Origin of the sequence: Serratia sp. CY33802, from assembly GCF_052169095.1 — a bacterium.
GTDB classification, from domain to species: Bacteria; Pseudomonadota; Gammaproteobacteria; order Enterobacterales; family Enterobacteriaceae; genus Serratia; species Serratia bockelmannii.
The window spans coordinates 84365-105430 of sequence record NZ_JBJNLL010000003.1 but is presented as its reverse complement, the minus strand read 5'-3'; the positions used below and the strand labels follow the sequence as shown (position 1 = coordinate 105430).

General features: G+C 61.7%; 20 protein-coding genes. 9 read left to right on the top strand and 11 right to left on the bottom strand.

Going from position 1 to position 21066, the window contains the following annotated elements; genetic code table 11:
* Positions 1 to 66: 66 nt before the first annotated feature.
* Complete coding sequence (gene secA / locus ACJ8HA_RS13820; protein ID WP_025301576.1) at positions 67 to 2775, top strand: preprotein translocase subunit SecA; 2709 nt, start codon at positions 67 to 69, stop codon at positions 2773 to 2775.
* Positions 2776 to 2855: 80 nt separating this feature from the next.
* Positions 2856 to 3260 carry an 8-oxo-dGTP diphosphatase MutT gene (gene mutT / locus ACJ8HA_RS13815; RefSeq protein WP_049204788.1) on the top strand — a complete coding sequence of 135 codons (405 nt, stop codon included), beginning with the start codon at positions 2856 to 2858 and terminating at the stop codon, positions 3258 to 3260.
* Between the two features lie 39 nt (positions 3261 to 3299).
* On the opposite strand, the gene yacG is transcribed toward mutT, so the two are convergent.
* The 3 genes from yacG to coaE are packed head-to-tail and all read right to left on the bottom strand — an operon-like array spanning position 3300 to position 4915.
* Positions 3300 to 3491 (bottom strand): DNA gyrase inhibitor YacG, encoded by a 192-nt coding sequence (yacG, locus tag ACJ8HA_RS13810; RefSeq protein ID WP_025301578.1) that lies wholly within the window; start codon positions 3489 to 3491, stop codon positions 3300 to 3302.
* A 51-nt stretch (positions 3492 to 3542) separates the two neighbouring features.
* Positions 3543 to 4295 (bottom strand): cell division protein ZapD, encoded by a 753-nt coding sequence (gene zapD / locus ACJ8HA_RS13805; RefSeq protein ID WP_025301579.1) that lies wholly within the window; start codon positions 4293 to 4295, stop codon positions 3543 to 3545.
* Between the two features lie 5 nt (positions 4296 to 4300).
* Positions 4301 to 4915 carry a dephospho-CoA kinase gene (gene coaE, locus ACJ8HA_RS13800; RefSeq protein ID WP_025301580.1) on the bottom strand — a complete coding sequence of 205 codons (615 nt, stop codon included), beginning with the start codon at positions 4913 to 4915 and terminating at the stop codon, positions 4301 to 4303.
* 362 nt (positions 4916 to 5277) lie between these two features.
* Here coaE and ACJ8HA_RS13795 point away from each other — a divergent pair, with 362 nt between their 5' ends.
* The gene (locus ACJ8HA_RS13795) at positions 5278 to 6321 is read left to right on the top strand and encodes a GMP reductase (RefSeq protein ID WP_043135912.1); all 1044 of its coding nucleotides are present in this window, start codon (positions 5278 to 5280) and stop codon (positions 6319 to 6321) included.
* A gap of 54 nt (positions 6322 to 6375) precedes the next feature.
* Here the strand turns inward: ACJ8HA_RS13795 and hofC are convergent, their stop codons facing one another.
* From hofC to nadC, 4 genes are all read right to left on the bottom strand, one after another.
* On the bottom strand, positions 6376 to 7575 hold the full coding sequence (gene hofC, locus ACJ8HA_RS13790; RefSeq protein WP_151428288.1) for a protein transport protein HofC: 1200 nt from the start codon (positions 7573 to 7575) through the stop codon (positions 6376 to 6378).
* Entirely contained in the window at positions 7572 to 9014 is a 1443-nt protein-coding gene (gene gspE / locus ACJ8HA_RS13785) for a type II secretion system protein GspE (protein ID WP_025301582.1), read from the bottom strand. The genes hofC and gspE overlap by 4 nt, the downstream gene beginning before the upstream one ends.
* A 5-nt stretch (positions 9015 to 9019) precedes the next feature.
* Complete coding sequence (gene ppdD / locus ACJ8HA_RS13780; RefSeq protein WP_043135904.1) at positions 9020 to 9457, bottom strand: prepilin peptidase-dependent pilin; 438 nt, start codon at positions 9455 to 9457, stop codon at positions 9020 to 9022.
* 189 nt (positions 9458 to 9646) lie between these two features.
* Positions 9647 to 10537, bottom strand: a complete 891-nt coding sequence (nadC, locus tag ACJ8HA_RS13775) for a carboxylating nicotinate-nucleotide diphosphorylase (protein ID WP_197812915.1) — start codon at positions 10535 to 10537, stop codon at positions 9647 to 9649.
* A gap of 84 nt (positions 10538 to 10621) precedes the next feature.
* Here nadC and ampD point away from each other — a divergent pair, with 84 nt between their 5' ends.
* Positions 10622 to 11218, top strand: a complete 597-nt coding sequence (ampD, locus tag ACJ8HA_RS13770; protein ID WP_197812914.1) for a 1,6-anhydro-N-acetylmuramyl-L-alanine amidase AmpD — start codon at positions 10622 to 10624, stop codon at positions 11216 to 11218.
* On the top strand, positions 11218 to 12072 hold the full coding sequence (gene ampE / locus ACJ8HA_RS13765; protein WP_025301586.1) for a beta-lactamase regulator AmpE: 855 nt from the start codon (positions 11218 to 11220) through the stop codon (positions 12070 to 12072). Before ampD ends, ampE begins: the two co-directional genes overlap by 1 nt.
* Positions 12073 to 12132: 60 nt before the next feature.
* On the opposite strand, the gene hemL is transcribed toward ampE, so the two are convergent.
* Positions 12133 to 13422, bottom strand: a complete 1290-nt coding sequence (gene hemL, locus ACJ8HA_RS13760) for a glutamate-1-semialdehyde 2,1-aminomutase (protein WP_197812909.1) — start codon at positions 13420 to 13422, stop codon at positions 12133 to 12135.
* 174 nt (positions 13423 to 13596) lie between these two features.
* Between hemL and clcA the strand changes: the two genes are divergently transcribed.
* Positions 13597 to 15036, top strand: a complete 1440-nt coding sequence (gene clcA, locus ACJ8HA_RS13755; RefSeq protein ID WP_060448159.1) for a H(+)/Cl(-) exchange transporter ClcA — start codon at positions 13597 to 13599, stop codon at positions 15034 to 15036.
* An 89-nt stretch (positions 15037 to 15125) separates the two neighbouring features.
* Positions 15126 to 15470, top strand: coding sequence for an iron-sulfur cluster insertion protein ErpA (erpA, locus tag ACJ8HA_RS13750; RefSeq protein ID WP_004932708.1), 345 nt, complete (start codon positions 15126 to 15128; stop codon positions 15468 to 15470).
* A gap of 164 nt (positions 15471 to 15634) precedes the next feature.
* On the opposite strand, the gene ACJ8HA_RS13745 is transcribed toward erpA, so the two are convergent.
* The 3 genes from ACJ8HA_RS13745 to mtnN are packed head-to-tail and all read right to left on the bottom strand — an operon-like array spanning position 15635 to position 17758.
* Positions 15635 to 16249, bottom strand: a complete 615-nt coding sequence (locus ACJ8HA_RS13745; RefSeq protein WP_038873529.1) for a TRIC cation channel family protein — start codon at positions 16247 to 16249, stop codon at positions 15635 to 15637.
* Positions 16249 to 17034, bottom strand: a complete 786-nt coding sequence (btuF, locus tag ACJ8HA_RS13740; RefSeq protein WP_197836268.1) for a vitamin B12 ABC transporter substrate-binding protein BtuF — start codon at positions 17032 to 17034, stop codon at positions 16249 to 16251. Before btuF ends, ACJ8HA_RS13745 begins: the two co-directional genes overlap by 1 nt.
* Before the next feature lie 22 nt (positions 17035 to 17056).
* On the bottom strand, positions 17057 to 17758 hold the full coding sequence (gene mtnN / locus ACJ8HA_RS13735; RefSeq protein ID WP_049200308.1) for a 5'-methylthioadenosine/S-adenosylhomocysteine nucleosidase: 702 nt from the start codon (positions 17756 to 17758) through the stop codon (positions 17057 to 17059).
* A 129-nt stretch (positions 17759 to 17887) separates the two neighbouring features.
* Here mtnN and dgt point away from each other — a divergent pair, with 129 nt between their 5' ends.
* Both dgt and degP read left to right on the top strand, forming a co-directional pair.
* Positions 17888 to 19405 (top strand): dGTPase, encoded by a 1518-nt coding sequence (gene dgt, locus ACJ8HA_RS13730; RefSeq protein WP_049204771.1) that lies wholly within the window; start codon positions 17888 to 17890, stop codon positions 19403 to 19405.
* A gap of 180 nt (positions 19406 to 19585) precedes the next feature.
* Positions 19586 to 21025 (top strand): serine endoprotease DegP, encoded by a 1440-nt coding sequence (gene degP / locus ACJ8HA_RS13725; RefSeq protein WP_049204769.1) that lies wholly within the window; start codon positions 19586 to 19588, stop codon positions 21023 to 21025.
* The last annotated feature ends 41 nt before the right edge of the window (positions 21026 to 21066 follow it).

Here is a 21066-nt window from a genome sequence, read left to right as displayed (position 1 = left end):
CAAAAACCATAAATAATAGCAAGTTGACTGCCGTGTTCGGCCGTCATGACAGAGATATCAAACATCATGTTAGTGAAATTATTAACCAAAGTTTTTGGCAGCCGTAACGATCGTACCCTGCGCCGCATGCGCAAAGTGGTTGAGCAGATCAACCGCATGGAACCGGACATGGAAAAACTGTCCGATGACGAGCTGAAAGCGAAAACCAACGAGTTCCGCGCGCGCCTGGAGAAAGGCGAGTCGTTGGACAGCCTGATCCCGGAAGCCTTCGCCGTGGTGCGTGAGGCGAGCAAGCGCGTGTTCGGCATGCGTCACTTCGACGTGCAGCTGCTGGGCGGCATGGTGCTGAACGATCGCTGCATCGCCGAGATGCGCACCGGTGAAGGTAAAACCCTGACCGCGACGCTGCCGGCTTATCTGAACGCCCTGAGCGGCCGCGGCGTGCACGTCGTGACCGTCAACGACTATCTGGCGCAGCGTGACGCCGAAAACAACCGTCCGTTGTTCGAGTTCCTCGGCCTGAGCATCGGTATCAACCTGCCGGGCATGCCGGCGCCGGCCAAGCGTGAAGCTTACGCCGCCGACATCACCTACGGCACCAACAACGAATACGGCTTCGACTACCTGCGCGACAACATGGCGTTCAGCCCAGAAGAGCGTGTGCAGCGCAAACTGCACTATGCGCTGGTGGATGAGGTGGACTCCATCCTGATCGATGAAGCGCGTACGCCGCTGATCATCTCCGGCCCGGCAGAAGACAGCTCCGAGATGTACATCAAGGTCAACAAGCTGATCCCTAAACTGATCCGCCAGGAAAAAGAAGACTCCGACACCTTCAAGGGTGAAGGGCACTTCTCGGTGGATGAGAAGGCGCGTCAGGTCCACCTGACCGAACGCGGCCTGATCCTGATCGAAGAGATGCTGGTGGAAGCTGGCATCATGGATGAAGGCGAATCGCTGTACTCGCCGACCAACATCATGCTGATGCACCACGTTACCGCCGCGCTGCGTGCCCACGTGCTGTTTACCCGCGACGTGGACTACATCGTGAAAGACGGCGAAGTGATCATCGTCGATGAGCACACCGGCCGTACCATGCAGGGCCGCCGCTGGTCCGACGGTTTGCACCAGGCGGTGGAAGCCAAAGAAGGCGTGGAGATCCAGAACGAGAACCAGACGCTGGCTTCGATTACCTTCCAGAACTACTTCCGTCTGTACGAGAAGCTGGCCGGGATGACCGGTACCGCCGATACCGAAGCCTTCGAATTCAGCTCGATCTACAAGCTGGACACCATCGTGGTGCCAACCAACCGTCCGATGATCCGTAAGGATATGCCGGATCTGGTGTACATGACCGAGAAAGAGAAGATCGGTGCCATCATCGAAGACATCCGCGAGCGTACCGCCAAAGGCCAGCCGGTGCTGGTGGGTACCATCTCAATCGAGAAATCCGAAGTGGTTTCCCATGAGCTGACCAAAGCGGGTATCGAGCACAAGGTGCTGAACGCCAAATTCCACGCCATGGAGGCGGACATCGTCGCCCAGGCGGGTCAGAGCGGTGCGGTGACCATCGCCACCAACATGGCGGGCCGTGGTACCGATATCGTGCTGGGCGGCAGCTGGCAGGCCGAAGTGGCGCTGCTGGAAGAACCGACCGAAGAGCAAATTGAAGCCATCAAAGCCGCCTGGAAAGTGCGCCACGACGCGGTGCTGGCGGCGGGCGGTCTGCATATTATCGGCACCGAGCGCCATGAATCGCGCCGTATCGATAACCAGCTGCGCGGCCGTTCCGGTCGTCAGGGCGATGCCGGTTCATCCCGCTTCTACCTGTCGATGGAAGATGCCCTGATGCGTATCTTCGCCTCGGATCGCGTGTCTGGCATGATGCGTAAACTGGGCATGAAAGAAGGCGAAGCGATTGAGCACCCGTGGGTGACCAAGGCGATCGCCAACGCGCAGCGCAAAGTGGAAAGCCGCAACTTCGATATCCGTAAGCAGCTGCTGGAATACGACGACGTCGCCAACGATCAGCGCCGCGCCATCTACAGCCAGCGCAACGAATTGCTGGACGTGTCCGACGTGAGCGAAACCATCGCCAGCATCCGCGAGGACGTGTTCAAGAGCACCATCGACAACTACATCACGCCGCAGTCGCTGGAAGAAGAGTGGGACATTCAGGGGCTGGAAGAGCGCCTGAAGAACGACTTCGATCTGGAGATGCCGATTGCCCAGTGGCTGGACAAAGAGCCGGAGCTGCACGAAGAGACGCTGCGCGAACGCATTCTGGAGAACGCCAAAGAGCAGTACCTGCGTAAGGAAGACGTGGTCGGCAGCGAAATGATGCGCAACTTCGAGAAGGGCGTGATGCTGCAGACGCTGGATTCCCTGTGGAAAGAGCACCTGGCGGCGATGGACTACCTGCGTCAGGGCATCCACCTGCGCGGCTATGCGCAGAAGGATCCGAAGCAGGAGTACAAGCGCGAATCCTTCAACATGTTCGCCACCATGCTGGAATCGCTGAAATATGAAGTGATCAGCGTGCTGAGCAAGGTACAGGTGCGGATGCCGGAAGAAGTGGAAGCGCTGGAACAGCAGCGTCGTGAAGAGGCTGAGCGCCTGGCGCAGCAGCAACAGCTGAGCCACCACGACGAGAACGCGCTGGTGACCGAAGATCCGAACGCGCCGGCGACCGCCGAGCGCAAAGTGGGCCGCAACGATCCTTGCCCATGCGGTTCCGGCAAGAAATACAAGCAGTGTCACGGCCGCCTGCAGTAATGCCGGCTGCGGTTAACCGATAACACCCAGGGGTTCAGCTTGCTGAGCCCCTGTTTTTTGGCACCCATCAGGAGGGTGAGATGAAACATCTGAATATCGCCGTGGGCATCATCCGCAATGCTCAACGGGAGATCTTTATTACCCGCCGCGCCGCTGACACGCACATGGCCGGATTTTGGGAGTTTCCCGGCGGCAAGATCGAACCGGGTGAGACGCCGGAACAGGCCCTGAGCCGCGAGTTGCACGAAGAGACCGGTATCGAAGCCGAGCGGGCCGAACTGTTGGAGGTGGTGGAACATCGTTTCAGCGATCGCATCGTGACACTGAATTTTTATCTGGTGGAGCGTTGGGCGGGCGAGCCGTTTGGCCGTGAGGGGCAGCCGATGCGCTGGGTAAAACAGGCCGATCTGCGTGAAGACGAGTTCCCGGAAGCCAACGTCGGCATTATTCAACTGCTGGTAGCGCAGGCGAACGCCGCGCAATAACAAGATTGGCCTGGCGTCCGCCAGGCCTTCAACCGGCGACTAGCGGTCGTCGAGTTCGCTCCAGTCTTCGCTTTCCGACAGATCGCTGTTGCTCGGAATGCGCTTCTCTTCATCGGCCCACTCGCCAAGATCAATCAGCTGGCAGCGCTTGCTGCAAAACGGCCGGAACGGGCTGACTTCACCCCAAACCACGCCGGTGCCACAGGTTGGGCATTTCACTACGGTCGTCATAACGGTTCCTTACGCCTTCTGTCAGTGCTGAGAAGGCTTGCTTTCATGAGTTCAACAACAGGCCAATTCGAACGTCAGGCGTTCAGGCACCACGCCATTTTCGCTGTCCAGCGGCAGGAAACGAATGGCATAACGCGTCTTGTGGCCAGAAATCTGCGGATAAAGCTGCGGCGCCAGATGGAGGCGCAGGCGCAGGAGATCCGCCCCTTCGGCGTTGTCCTGGAAAAAGCCGTTCAGGCTGATTTGATTGCGGAACGGCCCCGACTGACGGATCAGATCCAGCACCATGATCAGCGCCTGGTTCAGCGGATCCAACGATTGCAGCCAGGCGGCGACGTCGGCGTCGCGATCCTGCTGCGGCGCGTGCATCCACATGTGCAGGGTTGGCAGATCGAAGCTGCAGCAGCCGCCGGGAATGTTCAGCCGCTGGCGCACCAGGCCGATCAGCCGGTCTTCACGCAGCGCCTGACCGAGGCGCGGCGCCGCCATCAGCGCCGATGAGCGCGACTTCAACTGGCCGCGCAGCTGATCGATCAGCGCCATATCCACGCCCGGCACATCGGCCCAGGCCAACAGTTTTTGCTGCTGGCGCTCCAGCTCTTTGAGCAGTTCGGTGCGCACTTCGCCGCGCTCCAGCACGTCCAGCAAATCGGAGACGGTGCGGAAAAAGGTAAGGGCGATGGCGGTTTCGCTCAGGGCGCGCTGGCCGTGCAGCTGTTGCAGTAAAAACTCGATGCGCAGCCAGGTGCGCATTTTTTCGTTCAGCGGGTGTTCAAAGAGAACGGTTGGGGAAACATCACTCATGCAGTTTAATCCTGTTGGGGCGCTGTTGCCGCCAGTTCAAGGTAGCGACGATGCAGTGCGGCGACCCGTGGCTCTATCCCCTGAGCGGCGCCGCTGTTGTCAATAATGTCATCCGCCACGGCGAGGCGCTGCTGGCGCGTGGCCTGGGCGGCGAGAATGCTCTGCGCTTGCTCGCGGCTGATGCCGTCGCGCGCGATGGTGCGAGCCAACTGGGTTTCGGTGTCGACGTCGATCACCAGCACCCGATCGGCGCGATCCTGCAGGCCGTTTTCCACCAGCAGCGGCACGACCCACAGCGCGTACGGGCTGGCCGCCTGCGCCAGTTGGCGTTGGGTCTCGCGGTGTATCAGCGGATGCAGTAGTTGGTTCAGCCAGGTTTTATCATCGGGGTGGCTGAAGATGCGCTGACGCAGAGCAGCGCGGTTGAGCGCGCCGTCCGGCAGCAACATTTCATTACCAAATCGCTCGGCGATCGCGGCCAGAGCAGGGGTGCCCGGCTCAACGACCTGACGGGCGATCACGTCGGCATCGACAATGGCTGCGCCGTGGCGCGCAAAGGCGTTCGCAACGGTCGTTTTGCCGCTGCCTATGCCCCCGGTCAACGCAACAATGTAGGCCATGGTGTTAGGTGCATCCGATGTTCATAAAAAAATAATAGACGAATCATAAAGCGATCGCGCAGAAGTGCAAGTCGGCAGGCGGCGCTTGCGCCTCGGCCCCGTTCGGGCGGCGAGAAAAAGCGCAGCGGCACGGCAGAAATGAGCGGGCAATCACACTGCGATTATGCAGGTAAATTTGTCGGATTGTAGCGTAAATAAAGGCGAATTCGCAGTCTTGTTCGGCGATTATTAGCGCGTATTATAACGTCACTGGAACTGGCATTAATCTCGCCGTCATCTTTCCGCGCCACGGGAAAGCCGTCGGGCAGAGGTTCGAACATCCTCCTTGCGATCCGTCGCCATTAACCAGGAAATCATAAGTCATGCGTATTGAAGAAGATTTGAAGTTGGGCTTTAAAGACGTGTTGATCCGCCCTAAGCGCTCCACGCTGAAAAGCCGTTCCGAGGTTGAACTGGAACGTCAGTTTACCTTCAAGCATTCAGGTTGCAGCTGGTCCGGCGTGCCGATTATCGCCGCCAACATGGACACGGTGGGCACCTTCCGCATGGCCGAGGCCCTGGCTTCTTTCGATGTTCTCACCGCCGTACACAAACATTACAGCGTCGAGCAATGGGCTGATTTCGTGCAGCGCATGCCGGAATCGGTGCTGCGCCACGTGATGGTGTCCACCGGCACTTCCGAAGCCGACTTCACCAAAATGCAGCAGATCCTGGCCCTGTCTCCGGCGCTGAAATTCATCTGTATCGACGTGGCCAACGGCTACTCTGAACACTTCGTCGCCTTCCTGCAGAAAGCGCGCGAAGCCTGCCCGAATCACGTGATCTGCGCCGGCAACGTAGTGACCGGCGAGATGGTGGAAGAGTTGATCCTCTCCGGCGCCGACATCGTTAAAGTCGGCATTGGCCCGGGGTCGGTATGCACCACCCGCGTGAAAACCGGCGTGGGCTATCCGCAGCTGTCGGCGGTAATCGAATGCGCCGATGCGGCCCACGGGCTGGGCGGCCAAATCGTCAGCGACGGCGGCTGCTCGGTGCCGGGCGATGTCGCCAAAGCCTTCGGCGGCGGCGCGGACTTCGTGATGCTGGGCGGCATGCTGGCCGGCCACGACGAGTGCGAAGGCACCGTGGTGGAAGAGAAAGGCGAGAAGTTCATGCTGTTCTACGGCATGAGCTCCGAGTCAGCGATGAAGCGCCATGTCGGCGGCGTAGCGGAGTATCGCGCGGCCGAAGGGAAAACCGTCAAGCTGCCGCTGAGGGGCGAGGTGGAGTTTACCGTGCGCGATATCCTCGGTGGTCTGCGTTCCGCCTGCACCTACGTCGGCGCCGAGCGTTTGAAAGAGCTGACCAAGCGCACCACCTTTATCCGCGTGGCAGAGCAGGAAAACCGCGTCTTCGGCAGCAAATAAGCCACAGCTTGCATTCGGGCGCAGCACACCGCGGCGCCCGCTATCCTCTTCCCCTTATCCCAACACGCTGCCCAGTTGAAAGATAGGCAGGTACATGGCGATCACCAAAGCGCCGACAATCCCGCCCACCACCAGCATCAGCAGCGGCTCCAGCGTTTGCGCCAGCGTATCGGCCAGCTCGTGCGTCTGCCGTTCATACCACTGTGCCAATTTATCCAGCAAGGCGTCCAGCGAACCGGACTCTTCGCCCACCCGCACCAACTGCCGGCACAGCGGCGGAAACAGCGGTTGCAGGCCCATGGCTTGATGAAAGGCTTCGCCTTCGGCGATCTGCCGTCGCACCTGCTCCAGCGCCTGTCGGTACAGCAGATGGTCTGCCGCCAGCGCCGCCGCGCTCAAGCCTTCCACCAGCGTCAGCCCGGCGCGTTGGGTCATGGTCAGGATGCGAAATGTTTGGCTCAGCGCGCCGCCGCTCACCAGCCGGGCGATCAGCGGCAGGCGAAGCAAGAGTGCCTGTTCACGTCTGCGCCACGGCGGGCGCGGATGCAGCCAGCGGCAGTAGCCGAACAGCGATGCGCCGAGCAGCAGCGCCAAATAGGGGCCAACGGCGATCAGCAGCGCGGACAACTTCAATAGCCCTTGGGTAAACCAGGGCAGTGGCGCATCGAACGATTGATAAACCTTGGCGAATTCTGGCAGCACCATCACCAGCATCAGCACGCTGACCAGCAGCGCCACCGTACAGATGAAGAGGGGATACCGCAGCGCCTTGGTCACCTTGCGGCGCAGCAGCAGCTGGGCTTCTTGCTGTTGTGCCAGCTGCAGGCAGCAGCGATCGAGGTTACCGGTCAGTTCGCCGATGGCGATCAGCTGGCGGTAGATCAGGGGAAAAATCCCCGGTTGTTCGGCGAGGGTTTCGGAAAGCGGTTGCCCTTCGCGCACCTGGTCGGCCAGCTGGCGCAGCAGGCAGCGCCAGGCTGCCGAAGGATGCTCTGCTGCCAGCAACTGCAGCGCATCGACCAGCGGCAACCCCGCCTGAAGCAGAGTGGCGAGCTGGCGGGTGAAGTGGATTAAGGGTTCTCCACGCCATTGACCGGGCGTAACGCGTTTGCCGTGCCCGATTCGGCACGGTTGCATGCCTTGCTCAATCAGTAATCGGCTCACCTGCCGTTTTTCTTCGCTCATCAGTTCGCCGCGGCGTAAGGCGCCCTGAGCGTCGAAAGCCTGCCACAGAAACAGGCGGCGCGCTTTCATGACGTGGTTGCGCCGAGCTGGACGACGTCGATCACGCGATACAGTTCTTCCAGCGAGGTCGTGCCTTCGGCGGCCAGAGTCAGCCCGGCCTGCAGCAGCGAAAGCTGCCCCTGCTCACGGGCGATATTCGCCAGCAGGCTAGGAGCAGCGTTCGCCAGCAGCGCCGCCTGTATTTCCGGCGTAATGGCCAACAGCTCATACACGCCGATGCGCCCATAGTAGCCGCCGAAGCAGTGCTCGCAGCCGTCGGCGCGCCAGGCGGTCAGCGGTTCTGGCCAGATAGCGGTGGGAAAATGCGTCGGCTGGCTTTGCGGATAGCGGCAGTGGCGGCACAGCCTGCGCACCAACCGCTGCGCGACGATCAGCTTCAGGCAGCCGGCGAGCAGGTAGCCGGGGATCCCCATGTGCATCAGCCGCGTCAGGGTTTCGCCAGTGGAGTTGGTATGCAGCGTTGACAGCACCAGGTGGCCAGTTTGCGCGGCCTTGACCGCGATCTCGGCGGTTTCCGTATCGCGGATCTCGCCGATCATGATGACGTCCGGATCCTGGCGCAGCAGGGCGCGCAGCACCCGGGCGAAGCTCAGCTCGGTTTTGGCGTTGATCTGGGTCTGATTAATGCCGAACAGCGGGATCTCGACCGGATCCTCGACGCTGCATAGGTTGCTTTGCGCATCGTTCAACTGGCGCAGACCGCTGTACAGCGTCACCGTCTTGCCGCTGCCGGTCGGGCCGGTCACCAGGATTAACCCTTGCGGGCAGGCCAGCGCCGTCGCGTAGCGCGCCAGATCCGCCCGGCTCATGCCCAGTTTATCCAGCGGCAGCTCCTGCTGCTCACCCTGCTGGACGCGCAGCACCACCTTTTCGCCGTGCAGCGTCGGCAGGGTGGCGATACGCATGGCATAGCGCGCGCTGTCCAGCGTCAGGCTGAGCTGCCCGTCCTGAGGCTGACGGCGCTCGGCGATATCCAACTGGCCGAGGATCTTCAGCCGGGCGATGAGGCGCGCGGTCAGCTGCGGCGGCGGTGAGGCGAGGGTTTGCAGCACGCCGTCGATGCGCAGACGAATGCGAAAATGCTGCCGAAAGGGCTCGAAGTGGATGTCCGAGGCGCGGCGCTGAATGGCCAGGCGCAGCGTCTGGTTGATGAACTGTACCACCGGCGCATCGCCGTCGTCGGGGTAGGCGATATCGGTTGTGTCCTCTTCGGCCGCCAGCGGTGCCGAGAGCGGCTCGTGGTGCTGATTCAGCGCCAGCTCCAACCTGGCCGCCGGCCATTGTTCCAGATGGATGCGTTTGCCGGTGGCGAAACGCAGCGCCGCCAGCAGCCCCTGCGGCGCTTCTTCGCTGAGCGCGACCGTCAGGGTGGTCGGGTCTTCGCTCAGCGCCAGCGCCTGATAGCGCCGACACAGGGTGTGAACCTCTTCGCTGATTTGCGCGTTCATCGCTGCTACTCCGCTGCGTCGTCGAAGCGGAAGACTTCCCGGCACACCTCAACCAGCGTCGCGTTTTCGCTGCTGCACAGCCGGGTCCAGTGGGTCAGCCCATCGGCGTTCGATTTGGGGGTTAACGCCACCGCCAGCCCCTGCAGCGTTTGGGCGCCGGTCAGCGTGATGACGCCTTTAACGACTTTCACCCCGCTGACGTAACGCGACGCGCCGCCGGTGGGAATGCCTTTGCTGCCAGCGTCACAGCCGGCGGGCGCGCCTTCATCCAGCACGCACAGTTCGACCGCCAGTTTATACGGCGCCATGGTTTGCAGCATGTCGGTCATCGCCGCTTTCTGGATGTAGCGCTGGTAGGCAGGAATGCCGATGGCGCTGAGGATGGCGATGATGGCGATCACCACCATCAGTTCGATCAGGCTAAAGCCGCGTTGCGTTTCCATGCGTTGTTTCCTCCATAAGGGTGTGGAAAACAACGGTAGCGGTTTGCGCGGGGGAACGGCGAGCGGGTTTTACGCGTTTCTCGGCGTGCTTCCATCAGTAATGATGCCGTTTGCAGCGGAGGGAAAAACGGTGCGAGGGGCTTCGCAAATTTGCGGTAACGCCCCCGGCGGCGGCCGGGGGCGAGGGGATCATTTGAAGCGCATCGACAGATCGAGCGCGGTCACATGTTTGGTCAGCGCGCCGACCGAAATGTAATCCACGCCGGTCTCGGCGAAGGTGCGCAGCGTCTCGCTGGTGACGTTGCCGGATACCTCCAACTGGGCGCGGCCCTGGGTTTGGGCAACCGCCTGACGCATCATCTCGACGCTGAAGTTGTCCAGCATGATGATGTCGGCGCCGGCGTCCAGCGCCTGCTGCAGTTCATCAAGCGATTCGACTTCCACTTCCACCGGCACGTCGGCGTGCAGCCAGAAGGCTTTTTCCACCGCGTTTTTGATCGAGCCGGAGGCGATGATGTGGTTTTCCTTGATCAGGAAGGCATCGGACAGCCCCAGCCGGTGGTTGCTGCCGCCCCCGCACAGTACGGCATATTTCAACGCGGTGCGCAGGCCGGGCAAGGTCTTGCGGGTATCGAGCAGGCGAGTCTGAGTGCCTTCCAGCAGAGCCACATAGCGGCTGACCTCGGTCGCCACGCCGGAGAGCATCTGCACGAAGTTCAGCGCGGTGCGCTCGCCGGTCAACAGCACCCGCGCAGGGCCGCGCAGCCGGCAAAGCGGTTGGTTCGGTATCAGACGGCCGCCGTCTGCCACCAGCCACTCCACCTGCACCTGGTTGCCCAACTGAATAAAGACTTCGTTCAGCCAGCGGCGGCCACAGAACACGCCGGCTTCGCGGGTAATGACGGTGGCTTCGGCCTGCTTGTCCGCTGGTAACAATTGCGCGGTAATATCGCGCCCGGCGTCAACTTCACCTCCCAGGTCTTCGCGCAGCGCCTGGGCGACGGAATAGGGAATATCACTTTCAATACGTTCAAGAAGCTCGGTACGGCGACGGTCGGCACTGTAGCGGCGTGTCGGCATGGAAAACTCCGAAATGGACGGTTAGATCGTAGGGGAACATGCTACTCTGTTGCAGGAATAAGTACCACCGCAGAGAGGTGTCTGATGCAGTTGGAAAATGGCTGGATTGTCGGGGTGACGCGAGTGCTCTCGCCGCACTGCGATCGTCGCCCGGATGACGAGCCGCCCTCGCTGCTGGTCATCCATAACATCAGCCTGCCGCCCGGCGAATTCGGTGGCCCCTATATCGACCAGCTGTTCACCGGCACGCTCGATCCCGCGCAGCACCCTTATTTCGCCGAGATCCATCAGCTGCGAGTGTCTGCGCACTGCCTGATCCGCCGCGATGGGGAGATCGTGCAGTATGTGCCCTTCGACCAGCGCGCGTGGCACGCGGGCGTTTCTCTGTATCAGGGGCGCGAACGGTGCAACGATTTCTCCATCGGCATCGAGCTGGAAGGCACCGACCAGTTAGCCTACACCGAGGCGCAATATCGCACGCTGCAGGCGGTCACCGCGCTGCTGGCCGAACATTATCCGCCGTTGGCGGCGCATATCGCCGGGCATTGCGATATCGCCCCCGGCCGCAAAACCGATCCCGGGCCGGCGTTCGATTGGGATCGCTATCTGGCATCTCTGGAACAACGCGGCGCGCCCGCCGACGCTATGCTTGAGACAAGAAAAAGGGAGAGGAATCGCTAATGACGCTGTTTACGCTGTTGCTGGTTTTGGCCTGGGAGCGCCTGTTCAAGCTGGGGGAACACTGGCAGCTGGATCATCGCCTCGAAGTGGTATTTCAGCGGCTGCATCGGGTTTCGCTGGCGCAGACGCTGGCGATGACCGCCGCCTGGATGGTTGTCGTCTGGGGCGTTCTGTGGTTGTCGCACGGGTTATTCTTCGGCGTGGTGACGCTGCTGCTGTGGATCGTCATCGATCTGCTGTGCGTCGGCGCCGGCATCAAGCGCAAACACTACCGCGCCTACCTGAAAGCGGCGCGACAGGGCGATACCCACGCCAGCGACCAGATGGCGGAAGAGCTGGCGTTGATCCACGGCTTGCCGGTGGACTGCAGTGAGGAGCTGCGCCTGCGCGAGCTGCAAAACGCGCTGCTGTGGATCAACTTCCGCTATTACCTGGCGCCGCTGTTCTGGTTCGTGGTCTTTGGGCCGTACGGGCCGATCGCGCTGGCGGGATATGCCTTCCTGCGCGCCTATCAAACCTGGCTGGCGCGCCACAATACGCCGCTGGAGCGTTCGCAGTCGGGCATCGATCATCTGCTGAACTGGCTGGACTGGATCCCGGTGCGTTTGGCCGGGGTGGCCTATGCGCTGTTTGGCCACGGCGAGCGGGCGCTGCCGGCCTGGTTCGCCTCGCTGGGGGATCGGCATTCGTCGTCGTATCAGGTGTTGACGCGGCTGGCGCAGTTCTCGCTGGCGCGCGATCCGCATATGGATCCGGTGCAAACGCCGCGCGCGGCGGTGACGCTGGCGCGCAAGGTGACGATGATCATCGTGGTGGTGGTGGCGCTGTTGACCATTTACGGCACGCTGCTGTAAACCGCAGCGAAAAACAAAACGGGCGCCGAGGCGCCCATTTTTTTAGCCATCCGGCCGGGATTACAGCTTGGCGAAGCAGCGACGCGCGGCGTCGATGGTGCGCTGGATGTCTTCCTTGCTGTGCGCCACGGACATGAAGCCCGCTTCGAAGGCGGACGGTGCCAGATACACCCCTTCTTCCAACATCAGGTGGAAGAAGCGCTTGAAGCGTTCCACGTCGCACTGCATCACGTCCTGGTAGCAGGTGACCGACGGCGCGTCGGTGAAGAACAGGCCGAACATGCCGCCGACGTTGTTGACCACCAACGGGATATTCTCTTCCTGCGCCGCATGCAGCAGGCCTGCGGCCAGCATCTCGGTCAGTTCGGTCAGCGTCTGGTGCACGCCAACCTGCGACACTTCGGTCAGGCAAGCGTAGCCCGCCGCCATGGCGATCGGGTTGCCGGACAGGGTGCCCGCCTGGTAGACCGGACCGGTCGGCGCCAGCGCCTCCATCACATCGCGACGGCCGCCGAAGGCGCCCACCGGCATACCCCCGCCGATGATTTTGCCGAGGCAGGTCAGATCCGGCTCAACGCCGTAATAGGACTGCGCGCCGGCCAGCGCCACGCGGAAGCCGGTCATCACTTCGTCGATGATCAAGAGCGCGCCGTACTTGTCGCACAGGGCGCGCAGGCCCGGCAGGAATTCCGGCAGCGGCGGCACGCAGTTCATGTTGCCGGCGACCGGCTCGACGATGATACAGGCGATCTCTGACGGGTACTGTTCGAAGGCGGCGCGCACCGAATCCAGATCGTTATAGGTGCAGGTCAGAGTGTGTTTGGCGAAGTCGGCTGGCACGCCCGGTGAGTTCGGCTGGCCGAGGGTCAGCGCGCCGGAGCCGGCTTTCACCAGCAGGCAGTCGGCGTGGCCGTGGTAGCAGCCTTCGAACTTGATGATTTTATCGCGGTTGGTGTAGCCGCGCGCCAGGCGGATGGCGCTCATGGTGGCTTCGGTGCCCGAGTTCACCATGCGCACCATATCCATCGTCGGCACCAGCTCGGTGACCAGCTGCGCCATTTTGACTTCCATCTCGGTCGGCGCGCCGAAGCTCAGGCCGCGCTGCGCCGCTTCGATCACCGCGTCGCGGATCGCCGGGTGGTTATGCCCCAGCACCATCGGCCCCCAGGAACCGACATAGTCGATATAGGCCTTGCCGTCGGCATCGAACAGGTAAGCCCCGTCTGCGCGCTCGATAAACAGCGGCACACCGCCTACGCCGGTGAATGCACGCACCGGAGAGTTTACCCCGCCGGGGATCAACTGTTGCGCCTGGGCGTACAGACTTTCGGACTTGCTGTGTAGGCTCATAAATCGGCTCCTGGATTCTCTTTTGAATGATTTGACCGCGCTATTCTAGAGGAGAGCGCCGCGTTATGAAACGATCACAGTCAGATACCATTAACGGCAGCGCCCGCCGCCGGGTTGGGGTAGAATTATCGCCCTGCCTATTTGTATTACAAATTACCTGACGAATTATTCGCGATGACAGAATCATACTCACAGCCCGTCGGGACGTTGAGCCCGCGCCTTAGCCGCAGCGATGCGGTGCGCCAGTTTATCCGCCGCGATAAAACGCCGGTGGCGATCTTGTTGATGGCCGCGCTGGTGGGGACGCTGGCTGGTTTGCTTGGCGTGGCCTTCGATAAAGCGGTGGAGTGGGTGCAGCAGCAGCGGCTGGCTTCGCTGGCGCAGGTCGCCGACTCCTGGATCCTGGTGTGGCCGCTGGCGTTTATCCTGTCCGCCGCGCTGGCGGCGCTGGGCTATTACCTGGTGCGGCGCTTTGCGCCTGAGGCGGGCGGCTCGGGCATTCCGGAGATCGAAGGCGCGCTGGAGGAGCTGCGGCCGGTGCGCTGGTGGCGCGTGATACCGGTGAAATTCATCGGCGGCATGGGCACGCTGGGGGCGGGCATGGTGCTGGGGCGCGAAGGGCCCACGGTGCAAATGGGCGGCAACGTCGGGCGCATGGTATTGGACGTGCTGCGCATTCGCGGCGCCGAGGCGCGTCATTCGCTGCTGGCGACCGGGGCCGCCGCCGGGCTGTCCGCCGCGTTCAACGCGCCGCTGGCCGGCATTCTGTTTATCATCGAAGAGATGCGGCCGCAGTTTCGCTACAACCTGATCTCGATTAAAGCGGTGTTTATCGGCGTTATCATGTCGAGCGTGGTGTACCAGCTGTTTAACGGCCAGGGCTCGGTGATCGCGGTCGACAAACTTTCTTCGGCGCCCATCAACACCCTGTGGCTCTATCTGGTGCTGGGGGCGATATTCGGCGCGGTGGGCGTGGGGTTCAACGCGCTGATCTTCCGCACCCAAGACATGTTCGCGCGCCTGCACGGCGGCAGAATGCGCAATATCTTGTTGATGGGTGGGTTGCTCGGCGGCGTGTGTGGCATTCTGGGGTTGATTCAGCCAGAGGCGGCGGGCGGCGGCTTTGGGCTGATCCCGATCGCCGCGGCGGGCAATTACAGCGTCGGCATGTTGATGTTCATTTTCATTACCCGCATCTTCACCACGCTGCTGTGCTTCGGTTCCGGCGCGCCGGGCGGCATCTTTGCGCCGATGCTGGCGCTGGGCACGCTGTTCGGCACCGCCTTCGGGCTGGCGGGGGCGCATCTGTTCCCGCAATACGGCATCGAAGCGGGCACCTTCGCCATCGCCGGTATGGGGGCGCTGTTCGCCGCCACGGTGCGGGCCCCGTTGACCGGTATCGTGCTGGTGCTGGAAATGACCGACAACTACCAGCTGATTTTACCGATGATCATCACCTGCCTCGGCGCCACGGTAGTGGCGCAGCTGCTCGGCGGCAAGCCGCTGTATTCATCGATCTTGGCTCGCACCCTGCAAAGGCAGGAGGCGCAGCTGGCACGGGAAGCGGCGGAGAAAACAGGTAAAGAAAATACAACAAATGCGGTGAATACTTGAACGCAACACTCAGGTATCGGATAATCGTTAATATTAATCAGGCAGCCATAGTCGCGATCTGATGCTGAACAATGTTGGGAGTAAAGAGTATGAGTGATCAAACGGCACTGCCCCTGCAATTTACCGAGGCAGCAGCAAACAAGGTTAAGTTCCTGATTGCTGACGAAGAAAACCCGAACCTGAAGTTGCGGGTTTACATTACCGGCGGCGGCTGCAGCGGATTCCAGTACGGCTTCACTTTTGACGACAAGGTCAACGATGGCGACATGACCATCGAGAAGCAGGGCGTGGCGCTGGTGGTCGATCCGATGAGCCTGCAGTATCTGGTCGGCGGTTCGGTGGACTACACCGAAGGGCTGGAAGGGTCGCGCTTCGTGGTGACCAACCCGAATGCCAAAACCACCTGCGGTTGCGGTTCGTCGTTCAGCATCTGAGTTTGCCTGTCAGAATATCAACCCGCTTGCTTTCCAGCCGGCGGGTTTTTTTATGCCTACCATTCCACGAGGATCACTGCCACGCCGTTCTCCTGGGCCGGTGGGTTGTGGATGATATTCGGCTGTGCCGTCGCGTGGCTGCATTCGCCCCGCAGGGCGACGGCTCAGCGTTCGAGAATAAAGGCGGGCAGCTTGAGGTGCCAGCGGATGGCCGCCAGCCGAATGGCCAGCGTGATGATCATGCCCAGCATCATGGCCTGTTGCAGCGGCATGTGGAAGGTGTAAAACGCCGTAGCGTGCACGATGCCGCCGATGATGCAGGCGGTGGCGTAAATTTCGGTGCGCAGGATCATCGGGATCTCGCGCGCCAGCACGTCGCGGATAATGCCGCCGCCGACGCCGGTGATCACTCCCATGCAGATCGCCACCAGCGGGCCGGTGCCGGCCGCGAAAGCCTTGTTGACGCCGATGCCGACGAACACCGCCAGCCCGACGGCGTCGAGCACCGGCAGCACCCATTTCGGCAGGCGGCGCGGCTGGCGCACCAGCAGCAGCGTCAAGACGCAGGTGATCATCGCCACCACCAGATCGGTGGGATCCTTGACCCAGAACACCGGGCCGTTGGCCAGCGCCATATCGCGGATGGTGCCGCCGCCGACCGCGGTGACCACGCCCAATACCAGTACGCCGAACGGATCCATGCGCAGCTTGCCGGCTAACAGTACGCCGGAGACGGCGAACACCGCCGTGCCGAGAATATCCAACCAGAACACCAGCATCAGCGGATCTCCGCCAACTGGCGGCACAGCTGCTGCGCCGCCAACAGCAGGCGCGGCCCGCCGCGATTGAACCAGTCTTCGTTCAGCGCGATCACCGGCACCTGCAGCTGCGGCGCCCAGAAGGCTTTCACATTGGCGGCCTCTTTCGCGCCGCCGGTGATGACGATGGCCTGGGGTTGACGCGCCAGCACCTGCTCGCGGCTGATCTGCGGCCAAGGGGTGCGGCTATCGGCGAAGACGTTCTGCCCGCCGCACAGCGCCAGCACCTGGCTTTGCAATGTGGCGCCGGAGCTGGTGAACAGCGGCTGGGTGCCGAACTGCAGCAGCACGCGCCGTGGTGAGTTAGCGGCGTATTGTTGCTTGAGAGCGGCGAACTGGCGGCGAAGGTCGTCTGCCGCCTGATGCGCCTGATCCGGGTGCGGGCTGTATTGCGCCAGCTTATCCAGCAAGCCGGCGATCCCCCCGAGGTTGTCGGCGTCCGCATAGAAGATCGGGATGCCGAACGCGGCGAGCTGATCCAGCACGCGCTGCGGATTGCCGCCGCGCCAGGCGAGGATCAGGTCCGGCTTGAGCGCCAGCACCCGCTCCAGGTTGATGCCCTGCCAGGAGGCCACCTGCTCCAGCTTGGCGGCCTGCGGCGGGTAATCGGAATAGGCGCTCGCCGCCACCAGCACCTCGCCCATGCCGGCGGCATAGGCGAGCTCGGTGGCGCTGGGCGCTAGGCTAATCACCCGCTGGGCGGCGCCGACCGGCAGGGCCAGCCAGAGCGCCAACAGACAGAGCATCGAGGTGAAGCGCAGCCTCACATCAACCGCGCTTGGCCAGGGTTTGCAGCATGGCATTGACCATCAGCGTAGACTGCTTGGCCGCTACCACCAGGAACTCGTCGAAGCTCATGTGCGACTCGCTGTCGGCGACGTCGGAAATGGCGCGCACCACCACGAACGGCGTGCCGAACAGATGGCAGACGTGGGCGATCGCCGCGGCTTCCATTTCCACGGCGGCGACGCGCGGGAAAGTGGCGCGGATGCGCGCCAGCGGCTCGGCGCCGTTGATGAAGGCGTCACCGCTGCAGATCAGGCCGCGCACCGCGTGCAGATCCAGCTGTTTGATGCAGCTTTCCGCCAGCGCGATCAGCGCGTCGTCGGCGACGAACGCCGCCGGGCAGCCGGCCATCTGGCCCGGCTCGTAGCCGAAGGCGGTGACGTCGGCGTCGTGGTAGCGCACTTCTTCCGACACCACGATATCGCCCACGCGCAGGGTGCTGGCCAGGCCGCCGGCGGAACCGGTGTTGATCACCAGATCCGGGCTGCAGTGTTCCAGTAGCAGGGTGGTGCCCATGGCCGCAGAGACTTTGCCGATGCCGGATTTCAGCAAGGCCACGTCAACGCCGCCGATCTGGCCGGTGTAGATTTCGCAGCCCGCGCGCTGGATGGTTTGACGGTTTTCGATTTGATCGCGCAGCAGGGTGACTTCCTGCTCCATTGCGCCGATGATGCCTACTTTCATAAATAACACTCGCTGATTGGCCGTGAGAATTGCGGCATAGTCTATCATGGCTGTGTATCAGAGATAATGCGTTGCATCCGCTGCCGGGAATTGTTATCACGGGGGCAGGGCGCAACGGCGGAGAAACAGATGTCCGGGATCGACTTCAAGCAAAAAATCAGCTTCCAACGGCCTTTCAGCAAACCGATCGAGGCCGAGGAAGAGTACGACATCGTGCGGCAGTTCGAGAGCGATCGCGGGCGCATCGTCAACTCGGCCGCCATTCGCCGTCTGCAGCAAAAAACCCAGGTGTTTCCGCTGGAACGCAACGCGGCGGTGCGCAGCCGCCTGACGCACTCGATGGAGGTGCAGCAGGTTGGGCGCCACATCGCCAAAGAGATCCTCAATCGCTTCAAACAGGCGGGGAGAATTGATGAGCTCGGCTTGACCCGGCTGCTCGATCCGTTTGAAAGCATCGTGGAAATGGCCTGCCTGATGCACGACATCGGTAATCCGCCGTTCGGACACTTCGGCGAGTCGGCGATCAACGACTGGTTCGCCCAGCGGCTCGATCCCGCCAGCTGCGGCAGCGAGCCGGGCAGCCACGATCGCTGCCAGGTGGCGACGCTGCGCCTGCATGAAGGGGAGGGCGATCTGAACCGGCTGCGCAGCCGGATCCGTCAGGATCTCAGCCACTTCGAGGGCAACGCCCAGGCGATCCGCATGGTGTACAGCCTGCTCAAGCTCAACCTGACCTACGCGCAGGTCGGCTGCATTTTGAAATACACCCGCCCGGCCTACTGGGCGAGCGACATCCCTGCCAGCCACAGTTACCTGATGAAAAAGCCCGGCTACTATCTGGCGGAAGAGGCCTTCGTCGATCGGTTGCGGCGCGAGCTGCACATGGGCGAGTTCGATCGTTTCCCGCTGACCTATATTATGGAGGCCGCCGACGATATCTCGTACTGCGTGGCCGATCTGGAAGACGCGGTGGAGAAGAGCATTTTCACCGTCGAGCAGCTGTATCAGCACCTGATTCAGGAGTGGGGCGAGGTGGTGCCGGGCGATCTGTTCGACAAGACCGTCGCCAGCGCGTTTCGCAAGATAGATCGCGGCGGCGCGCGGCGCAGCGCGGAAGATCAGTTCTTCATGTATCTGCGGGTGTTTACCGTGGCGCGGCTGGTGCCGCATGCGGCGCAGCGCTTTATCGACAATCTGGACGCGGTCTATCAGGGCAGTTTCAATCAGGCGCTGCTGGAGGATTCCAGCCCGGCCTATCGGCTACTGAAGATATTTAAAAATGTGGCGTTCAAGCACGTGTTCAACCACCCTGAGGTCGAGCAGCTCGAGCTGCAAGGCTATCGGGTGATCAGCGGCCTGCTGGACATTTACAGCCCGCTGTTGGCGATGTCGCTGGCGGACTTCAGCCAGCTGGTGCGCGAGGACAGCCATCGCGCTTATCCGATTGAAACACGCCTGTTCCACAAGCTGTCCACCAAGCATCGGCTAGCGTATGCGGAGGCGGTAGAAGGGCTGCAGCATTTATCGCCGGAGCAGCAAGCCATTCGGGAATATTATTTCCGCGCGCGTTTATTGCAGGACTATATCAGCGGAATGACCGACCTGTACGCCTATGATGAATATCGTCGATTGATGGCGGCGGAATAATTGAGCTGAAGAATAATTTCCAGCAATTCCAACCGGTTGGCTGTCTCGAGTTTTGTAAAGACGGACAATATTTGTTTACTATTGCCAATCATCTGTGCCGGAACTTCGGGCTATTAATTAACTCTGAATAAGCACGCAAGACGGCCATTCTTTTTGAACGACTTTATAAGAGACACACAGATGAAAAAAACCGCATTAGTTCTGAGCGCACTGGCATTCAGTATCGGTATGGCGATGGGCCCGGCGACGGCCAGCGCCGCTGAAACCGCCTCTTCCAGCACCCAACAGCTGCCGAGCCTGGCACCGATGCTGGAGAAGGTGATGCCTTCCGTCGTGAGCATTAACGTTGAGGGCAGCACCACGGTCAATACGCCGCGCATGCCGCAGCAGTTCCAACAGTTCTTCGGTGAGGATTCGCCGTTCTGCCAGGACGGTTCGCCGTTCCAGGGCTCGCCGATGTGTCAGGGCGGTGAACAGCCAGGGCCGGATGGCCAGCCGCAGGGCACGCAGCAGAAATTCCAGGCGCTGGGCGCCGGGGTGGTTATCGATGCCGCCAAGGGCTATGTGGTGACCAATAACCACGTGGTGGACAACGCCAACAAGATCCAGGTGCAGCTGAGCGACGGACGCCGCTTCGACGCCAAAGTGATCGGCAAGGATCCGCGTTCCGATATCGCGTTGATCCAGCTGAAAGACTTCAAGAACCTGACGGCGATCAAGATGGCGGACTCCGATCAGCTGCGCGTCGGCGATTACACCGTGGCGATCGGCAACCCGTACGGGTTGGGTGAAACCGCCACCTCGGGCATCGTGTCCGCCCTGGGGCGCAGCGGCCTGAACATCGAAAACTACGAAAACTTTATCCAGACCGATGCGGCGATCAACCGCGGTAACTCCGGCGGCGCGCTGGTTAACCTGAACGGCGAGCTGATCGGCATCAACACCGCGATCCTGGCGCCGGACGGCGGCAATATCGGTATCGGCTTCGCTATTCCGAGCAACATGGTGAAAAACCTGACGGCGCAAATGGTCGAGTATGGCCAGGTGAAACGCGGCGAGCTGGGCATCATGGGCACCGAGCTGAACTCTGAGCTGGCCAAGGCGATGAAGGTCGATGCGCAGCGCGGGGCCTTCGTCAGCCAGGTAATGCCGAAATCTTCCGCCGCGAAGGCGGGCATCAAGGCCGGCGACGTGATCGTCACCATGAACGGCAAGGCCATCTCCAGCTTCGCCTCGTTCCGGGCGGAGATCGGCACGCTGCCGGTCGGCAGCAAGATGTCGCTGGGCATTATTCGCGACGGCAAGCCGGTAACGATTGACGTCACGCTGGAGCAAAGCGCGCAGACCCAGGTGGCCTCGGGCAATATCTACACCGGCATTGAAGGCGCCGAGCTGAGCAATACCCAGGTCGGCAACGTGAAAGGCGTCAAGGTCGACAGCGTGAAAGCCGGCAGCGCCGCCGCGCGCATCGGCCTGAAAAAGGGCGACGTGATCCTGGGCGTGAACCAACAGCCGATCCAGAACCTGGGCGAGCTGCGTAAAATCCTCGACAGCAAACCGTCGGTGCTGGCGTTGAATATTCAGCGTGGCGATAGCCAACTGTACCTGCTGGCGCAGTGATAAACGTCAGGCGCTAAAAGCAACAAAGGCACGCTACGGCG

What these genes read in the sequence shown, in the direction of transcription:
- secA (WP_025301576.1), top strand. Translation starts at nt 67, where the DNA reads ATGTTAGTGAAATTATTAACCAAAGTTTTTGGCAGCCGTAACGATCGT.
- mutT (WP_049204788.1), top strand. Translation starts at nt 2,856, where the DNA reads ATGAAACATCTGAATATCGCCGTGGGCATCATCCGCAATGCTCAACGG.
- yacG (WP_025301578.1), bottom strand. Translation starts at nt 3,491, where the DNA reads ATGACGACCGTAGTGAAATGCCCAACCTGTGGCACCGGCGTGGTTTGG.
- zapD (WP_025301579.1), bottom strand. Translation starts at nt 4,295, where the DNA reads ATGAGTGATGTTTCCCCAACCGTTCTCTTTGAACACCCGCTGAACGAA.
- coaE (WP_025301580.1), bottom strand. Translation starts at nt 4,915, where the DNA reads ATGGCCTACATTGTTGCGTTGACCGGGGGCATAGGCAGCGGCAAAACG.
- ACJ8HA_RS13795 (WP_043135912.1), top strand. Translation starts at nt 5,278, where the DNA reads ATGCGTATTGAAGAAGATTTGAAGTTGGGCTTTAAAGACGTGTTGATC.
- hofC (WP_151428288.1), bottom strand. Translation starts at nt 7,575, where the DNA reads ATGAAAGCGCGCCGCCTGTTTCTGTGGCAGGCTTTCGACGCTCAGGGC.
- gspE (WP_025301582.1), bottom strand. Translation starts at nt 9,014, where the DNA reads ATGAACGCGCAAATCAGCGAAGAGGTTCACACCCTGTGTCGGCGCTAT.
- ppdD (WP_043135904.1), bottom strand. Translation starts at nt 9,457, where the DNA reads ATGGAAACGCAACGCGGCTTTAGCCTGATCGAACTGATGGTGGTGATC.
- nadC (WP_197812915.1), bottom strand. Translation starts at nt 10,537, where the DNA reads ATGCCGACACGCCGCTACAGTGCCGACCGTCGCCGTACCGAGCTTCTT.
- ampD (WP_197812914.1), top strand. Translation starts at nt 10,622, where the DNA reads ATGCAGTTGGAAAATGGCTGGATTGTCGGGGTGACGCGAGTGCTCTCG.
- ampE (WP_025301586.1), top strand. Translation starts at nt 11,218, where the DNA reads ATGACGCTGTTTACGCTGTTGCTGGTTTTGGCCTGGGAGCGCCTGTTC.
- hemL (WP_197812909.1), bottom strand. Translation starts at nt 13,422, where the DNA reads ATGAGCCTACACAGCAAGTCCGAAAGTCTGTACGCCCAGGCGCAACAG.
- clcA (WP_060448159.1), top strand. Translation starts at nt 13,597, where the DNA reads ATGACAGAATCATACTCACAGCCCGTCGGGACGTTGAGCCCGCGCCTT.
- erpA (WP_004932708.1), top strand. Translation starts at nt 15,126, where the DNA reads ATGAGTGATCAAACGGCACTGCCCCTGCAATTTACCGAGGCAGCAGCA.
- ACJ8HA_RS13745 (WP_038873529.1), bottom strand. Translation starts at nt 16,249, where the DNA reads ATGCTGGTGTTCTGGTTGGATATTCTCGGCACGGCGGTGTTCGCCGTC.
- btuF (WP_197836268.1), bottom strand. Translation starts at nt 17,034, where the DNA reads ATGCTCTGTCTGTTGGCGCTCTGGCTGGCCCTGCCGGTCGGCGCCGCC.
- mtnN (WP_049200308.1), bottom strand. Translation starts at nt 17,758, where the DNA reads ATGAAAGTAGGCATCATCGGCGCAATGGAGCAGGAAGTCACCCTGCTG.
- dgt (WP_049204771.1), top strand. Translation starts at nt 17,888, where the DNA reads ATGTCCGGGATCGACTTCAAGCAAAAAATCAGCTTCCAACGGCCTTTC.
- degP (WP_049204769.1), top strand. Translation starts at nt 19,586, where the DNA reads ATGAAAAAAACCGCATTAGTTCTGAGCGCACTGGCATTCAGTATCGGT.